Here is a 689-nt window from a genome sequence, read left to right on the forward strand (position 1 = left end):
ATACGACGAGCTTGTTTGGCGGGTTTACTGGTTTTTAGCGGCTGTTGTTCGAGGAATATCGTTGAAGAGAGGATGATGAAAAAATGGCGTCCATTTTAACATCTTTCCGAAAGAAGTCTCCCACTTCTAAACGAAGTGAAAGTGGGAGATGAATTTTGGTTAGGTATAGCCTAAAATTGTCTCTTTTTCCGTGAAAATCCCACGTTGGTGAGTGGTGATTTTCATGCCCGAGTGGAGGGCAAAACGTTGCCCATGGACCTTTCTGTGATTTTCACTCAATCCCAGAAACATGTTAGCTGGATGAAATAGGTTCATCAGTCAGGATCCTTCTTCCGCATACAGACCACGAAGTTGGTAGAATGGAAACAGTCAAGTGCTTTCCTTGACGGGTTCCATTCTACCAACTATCATACCGATAGCGGAAGAAGGGAGTGCTTAGGCAGCCTGACTACCTGTAGTGTTCCCTGTACACTCCAGAAATACACGCAAACGAAACCGTTCTAGATTTCGATAGCCAGCCCGGCGTTTGATGTTTTTGATCTTGTGATTCGTCCCCTCGATTCGGGCATTCGTATATGGGCACAAAAAGTAGGAAAGAATCGGCTCCTTCCACCTTTCAAGCGTGTTGGCTGCTTGCTGAAAAGAAGCAAAAGGGCTCTGTTTGGCTAACTTAATCCATTCTTCCAAGC

General features: G+C 45.1%; 1 protein-coding gene. It reads right to left on the reverse strand.

The annotated features are described in order from the left end of the window. Window positions 1-435 precede the first annotated feature (435 nt). A partial coding sequence (locus U1T56_RS24225; RefSeq protein WP_418162051.1) for an ISL3 family transposase occupies window positions 436-689 on the reverse strand: 254 nt, incomplete at its 5' end.

It is taken from the genome of Benzoatithermus flavus (genome assembly GCF_037908215.1).
Classification (GTDB): domain Bacteria; phylum Pseudomonadota; class Alphaproteobacteria; order Geminicoccales; family Geminicoccaceae; genus Benzoatithermus; species Benzoatithermus flavus.